At 69.5% G+C, this 5,584-nt stretch carries 5 protein-coding genes; 3 read left to right on the forward strand and 2 right to left on the reverse strand.

Features of this window, described 5'->3' with window-relative positions; translation table 11 throughout:
* Positions 1–777: DUF222 domain-containing protein (locus AC1DMN_RS18095; protein ID WP_477384736.1), on the reverse strand; the 777-nt coding region annotated here is incomplete at its 3' end.
* 301 nt (positions 778–1,078) lie between these two features.
* On the opposite strand from AC1DMN_RS18095, the gene AC1DMN_RS18100 reads away from it, so the two are divergent.
* Both AC1DMN_RS18100 and AC1DMN_RS18105 read left to right on the forward strand, forming a co-directional pair.
* Positions 1,079–2,512, forward strand: coding sequence for an aldehyde dehydrogenase family protein (locus AC1DMN_RS18100; RefSeq protein ID WP_477230946.1), 1,434 nt, complete (start codon positions 1,079–1,081; stop codon positions 2,510–2,512).
* Positions 2,513–2,515: 3 nt separating this feature from the next.
* Complete coding sequence (locus AC1DMN_RS18105) at positions 2,516–4,000, forward strand: GMC family oxidoreductase (protein WP_477230945.1); 1,485 nt, start codon at positions 2,516–2,518, stop codon at positions 3,998–4,000.
* Between the two features lie 21 nt (positions 4,001–4,021).
* Here the strand turns inward: AC1DMN_RS18105 and AC1DMN_RS18110 are convergent, their stop codons facing one another.
* Positions 4,022–4,621 carry a TetR/AcrR family transcriptional regulator gene (locus AC1DMN_RS18110; RefSeq protein WP_477384738.1) on the reverse strand — a complete coding sequence of 200 codons (600 nt, stop codon included), beginning with the start codon at positions 4,619–4,621 and terminating at the stop codon, positions 4,022–4,024.
* 220 nt (positions 4,622–4,841) lie between these two features.
* On the opposite strand from AC1DMN_RS18110, the gene AC1DMN_RS18115 reads away from it, so the two are divergent.
* On the forward strand, positions 4,842–5,584 hold a 743-nt coding region (locus tag AC1DMN_RS18115; protein ID WP_477384740.1), incomplete at its 3' end, for an ABC transporter substrate-binding protein.

A 5,584-nucleotide genomic window follows, 5' to 3' on the forward strand; every position in this document is an offset into this window, starting at 1 on the left:
CAGCAAGTCCGCACGAACCTGATCCCTCGTGCGGCCCCCACGGCGGTCCTTCTGCAGGTGTTTCGCGGTCGAGGTGAGGCGTCGCTTGATCGCAACCGCCTTCACCGTCGGAATCAACGCCGTCAACCAGGACATCCCGTCACCGGCATCCTCCACGACCACCCGCCGATCCACCATCCCGCGGGCATGTTTGCGCTCCGGCGGGGTGGGGTCCAACCGGTCGGCGAGCACCTGCACCCGCCGTCGGAACGTGCTGACCGGCAGATGCAGCGCCCACCTCGCCGCGGTCTCATCGATCAACGCGATCGCCTCCGCCGCATACTCCCGGGCGGCTCGGTCAGCCCCGACCGGAGCCTGCAACCGCAACACTGCCCCGACGGCGGCCTCCACGAACCGCAGGGACACGAACCCGTCCCGGGCGTGCTCCCACAACAACGGCAGGCACTCGGCAGCGGTCGACGCGGTGCATTCCAGTGAGCGGGCCTCGTTCTCCGAGATCTGCAACCGCACCGCCACATCGAACAACACCGACCGCCGCGCATGATCCGCATCATCCGGACCATCCCCGACCGTGTAGATCTCAGGGTGCCGGCGAGCAAGGTCCACGACCTCCACGACCCGCTCCGCACGCTGCGCGGCCCGCTGATTCAACGCGACATCATCCTCCTGCAACCCATCCAGGATCCGCGCCGCGACGAACGTCTCATCCACCACGACCACCGCAGGAGCATCGGCAACAGCCAGCTCCTCAAGCGGTTCAACAGCGGTGGGTTTCATCTCCCGAGTCTAGCACTTATGTTCGAAATACGGAAGAGCCAATCCGCCAGTTCCCCCGGGAAATCGCGGCCTGAGACGCTGCCGCCGAGCCCGTTCGAGAGGCGACGGGTCCGGCATCGTCGGGGCGCGGAGCATGACGAATGCCTGCAGTGGGACGGTATTGACGCTTTGTGCGGGAACGGGCGCGTGGAGATCCCTTCGCGGCTGGACGAGCGCCGTGCACTGCATGACAAGTCGCGGCGAGCCACCCCGTCGACAATGGGAACATCGACCGTCGTCCGCACACTCGAAGGAGAGACCGATGACCGACACGTCCGCTGTGTCCGCGCTGCTCGACCGCATTCAGGCGCCCGAGGGGGCCGGCCGCGACATCCCCGATGCCGCCACGCGTGAGATCATCGGCCGCGCTCCGGTGCAGACCGTCGCCGACCTGGACGACGCCATCGCGCGTGCCAAGGCCGCGCAGCCTGCGTGGGAGGCGCTCGGTCACGCGAAGCGGAGCGAGCTGCTGCTCGCGGCGGCGGATGCGCTCGACGCGAACGCGGAGGCGCTGGCGCAGTTGCTCTCCCGCGAGCAGGGCAAGCCGCTCAACGGTCCGAACGCCCGGTTCGAGCTGGGCGCGTGCTCGGCGTGGCTGCGCACGAACGCGACCACGGTGCTGGAGCCGGAGGTGCTCGTGGACGACGAGAACCTGCATGCCGAGCTCGTCTACAAGCCTGCGGGCGTCGTCGGCGCGATCGGGCCGTGGAACTGGCCGCTCATGATCACCATCTGGCAGATCGGGCCGTCGCTGCGGATGGGGAACACCGTGGTCGCCAAGCCCAGCGAGTACACCCCGCTGAGCGTGCTCGCGATGCTCTCGGTCCTGAACGAGGTGCTGCCGGCCGACGTGCTCATCGGCATCTCCGGCGACCGCGAGGTCGGCGCACGGATCGCCGCGCACCCCGACATCGACAAGATCATGTTCACCGGATCCACGGCCACCGGCCGCAAGATCATCGAGAGTTCCGCCGGCAACCTCGCGCGGCTCACGCTCGAGCTCGGCGGCAACGACGCGGGCATCGTGCTTCCCGGCACGGATCCGGCCGTGATCGCCGAGGACCTGTTCTGGGGTGCGTTCATCAACACGGGCCAGACCTGCGCGGCCATGAAGCGCCTCTACGTGCACGACTCGCTGTACGACCAGGTCGTCGACGCGCTCGCGGGTATCGCAGCGTCCGTGCCGATCGGCAACGGCCTGGACGAGAACAACGTGCTGGGCCCGCTGCAGAACAAGCAGCAGTTCGACATCGTCTCACGCCTCGTCGAGGACGCGAAGGCGCGCGGCGCCCGCATCGTGACGGGCGGCGAGGCGGCTCCCGAGCTCGGCGAGCTGTTCTACCGGCCCACGATCGTGGCCGACATTCCGAACGATGCGGCGCTCGTGCAGGAGGAGCAGTTCGGGCCGGCGCTGCCGATCATCCGCTACTCCGACGTCGACGAGGCGTTCGCGCTCGCCAACGCGGTCGATGTGGGCCTCGGCGCCTCGGTGTGGTCGAGCGACCCTGAGGCGGCCCGCGAAGCCGCGACCCGGATGCAGTCCGGCACGGTGTGGATCAACTCGCACGGCGGGCTSCACCCGATGGTGCCGTTCGGCGGGGTGAAGAGCTCCGGATACGGCCTCGAGTTCGGTGTCGCCGGGCTCAAGTCGGTGGCCGTTCCGCAGGTCGTCTCCGGCCCCGGCCGGAAGGCCTAGGCCATGGCCCGCTCCGCGATCGTCGTCGGAGCCGGCACCTCGGGGAGCATCGTCACCCGGCGTCTCGTGGACGCCGGGTACGACGTGACGCTCATCGAGGCCGGCGGGTACGACACCAACCCGGCGATCCACGACCCGTCCCGTGCGGGCGAGCTCTGGCACGCCGCCGAGGACTGGGACTACTTCACCGTCCCTCAGGAGCACGCGGCCGGGCGCCGGCTGCACCTGCCGCGCGGGAAGGTGACCGGCGGATCCCACGCGCTGAACGCGATGATCTGGGTGCGCTGCGCGGCGAGCGACTTCGATGGCTGGGAGCGCTCCGGCGCCACCGGCTGGGGCTGGTCCGACGTGCTGCCCGTGTACGAGGCGATCGAGAACGACCTGCTGCCGGTGACGGACGACTACCCGCTCGTGCCGATCCAGCAGTCGATCATCGACGCCGCCGTCGAGGAGGGGCTGGAGCACAACCCCGACTACAACGGCGGCACGCTCGACGGCGTCTCGCAGGAGCAGGTCACGATGCGCGACGGCCAGCGCGTCAACACGTGGATGGCGTATGTGCGTCCCGTCGAGGACGCCCCGAACCTGCGCATCGTCACCGACGCCGAGGTCGCGACCGTGATCGTCGAGGACGGCGTTGCCGCGGGCGTGCGGCTGAGCGACGGATCCGAGCTTCGTGCAGATGAGGTGATCCTCGCCGCCGGCGCACTGGGCAGCCCCGCGATCCTGCTGCGCAGCGGCATCGGACCGCGCGCGGACCTCGAAGCCCTCGGCATCGAGGTGCTCCGCGACGTGCCGGCGGTCGGCGCGAACCTGCACGACCACCTGCTGTCCCCGGTGATCTTCACGACCGCGCAGCCCGTGGGCGCGCCGCAGCCGGGTGTCTCGGTGACGCAGACGCACCTGTTCTGGCGGTCGTGCGACGACCTCGCCGAGCCCGACACCCAGCCGATCCACTTCTCCGTCCCGATGTGGGGTGAGCTCGAGCCGCGTCCCGGCGCGCACGGACCCGGCGACGGGTTCTCGCTTCTGGCAGGTCTCGTGACGCCGCACAGCCGCGGCTCGCTGCGCCTCTCCGGACCCGGCACCGAGGATCCGCTCCTCATCGACCTCGCCGCCCTCGAGGACGATCGCGACGTGGCCGCGCTTGCCGCCTCGGTGCGCCAGGCCCGTCGGATCGGCACCCGTCCGGCGCTCGCCGGGGAGTGGGGCGCGATCGAGGCCTATCCGGGGCCGGAGGTCTCGGACGCCGACGTGGAGGACTGGGTGCGCCGCACCGCGATCACCTATCACCACCAGGTCGGCACCTGCCGGATGGGGTCGGATCCGGACGCGGTCGTGGATCCGCGCCTGCGCGTGAACGGGATCGCGGGGCTCCGGGTGATCGACGCCTCGGTGATGCCGACGATCACCACGGGGAACACGAACGCCCCCGCCGCCGTGATCGGCGAGCGTGGCGCGCAGTTCGTGATCGAGGACGCGCGCTAGGAGCGTGTGCGGCCAGGCTCGTCAGCGAGCCTGGCCGCGCAGCTCCGCGAGCAGGGCCTGCAGCCCCGCCTCGATGCGCTCGTCTCCGGCGACCTCGGGCAGCAGCACCGACACCATCTGCCAGCCGGCGTTGCGCGAGGCGACCTCGCCGACGGCCGTGTCGATGTCGATGTGGTCGGCGAGCTCGCCGTCCTCCCGCGCCTCGACGAGGAAGCGGCGGAACTGGTCCCGCCAGCGCTGGTTGTTCTCGCGGTGGATCTGGGTGACCCTCGTGTCCTGCGAGGCATGGTCCCAGAAGGCGATGACGACGCGGGCGTACTTGGGACCGAGGTCTCCGAACGGGAGGATCTCGCGGCACATCTGCTCGAGGGCGTCCAGGCCGCGCTTGCCCGCGACCTCGGTGAGGATCCGGCCGTTGGCCTGCACATGGAGGCGGACGAAGGACGCCGTGAGCAGACTCTCCTTGGTGGGGAAGTAGCGGGCGATCGCGCCGTGGGTGTAGCCGGCCTCGGCAGCGATCTGGCGCATCGTGAGMCGYTCGAAGCCSTCCCKGGCGATCACCTTGGTGGCCGCATCCGCGATGTGGTCCCGCCGTTCGTCGTGGTCAACGATCTTGGGCACGTCAGTCCTCCTCCGATGCTGATGATCCTAGGGGGAGCGGAGACGGAGAGCCGCCCCATCTTTCGCGGCCGCTTGGACACGTAAGATTCCGAAACATCTTGACAACACTATCTCCTTGCTGGATATTTAAGTGACCAAGTGGTGATTAAAGACGATGAAGTCGCACCGCAGCGACGCCTCCGCTCCGAGATCCCATCCCTCGTTCTGACAGGAAGCACACATGCACATCACGCRCGCACTCCGTGTCGCCGCCGCGGTCGTCGCCGTCGGCGCGGCCGCCGCCCTCGCCGGCTGCTCGTCCTCTTCCGGAAGCACCGAACCGGGGAAGAAGGGCGATCTCACCACGGTCAAGGTCGCCACGATCGGCCTCACCTCCGATGGCAGCCTGCTGACCGGGATGGCGAAGGGGTTCTTCGCCGACGAGGGCCTCAAGGTCGAGACCTCGATCGTCGCGAACCCGCCCGCCGGTCTCGCCGCTGCGCAGAGCGGTCAGGTCGACATCGCCTACTCGCCCAGCATCCCACTGCTCAATGCACTCAGCCAGGGCGTGAAGATGAAGGTCGTCGCACCCGCCGACGGCTACCCGGACGCGGCGACCAGCGCCTCGGACCCCGCGGCGTTCGACGACACCGGCCTGTTCGCGAGCGCGACCAGCGGCATCACGTCCGTGAAGGAGCTGGCCGGCAAGACGATCGCGATCCCGGCCCGCAAGGCTCAGCTCGAGGTGGTCATCGCCGAGCAGCTCAAGAAGAACGGCATCGACCCCGCGACGGGCGTGAAGTGGGTCGTGCTCGACTTCACCTCGGCCGTCGCCGCACTGAAGAGCGGCAACGTCGACGCGGCGGGACTGGTCAGCCCCTTCACCGCGCAGGCGCTCTCCGCGGGGAACCCCCAGCTCGCCGCGCCGTCGATCGGCTTCTTCGAGACCGGTGCGACGGGCCTGTGGACGACAGGCGATGCGAC

This window comes from Microbacterium sp. 01T413_2, from assembly GCF_056398985.1.

What these genes read in the sequence shown, in the direction of transcription:
- AC1DMN_RS18105 (WP_477230945.1), top strand. Translation starts at nt 2,516, where the DNA reads ATGGCCCGCTCCGCGATCGTCGTCGGAGCCGGCACCTCGGGGAGCATC.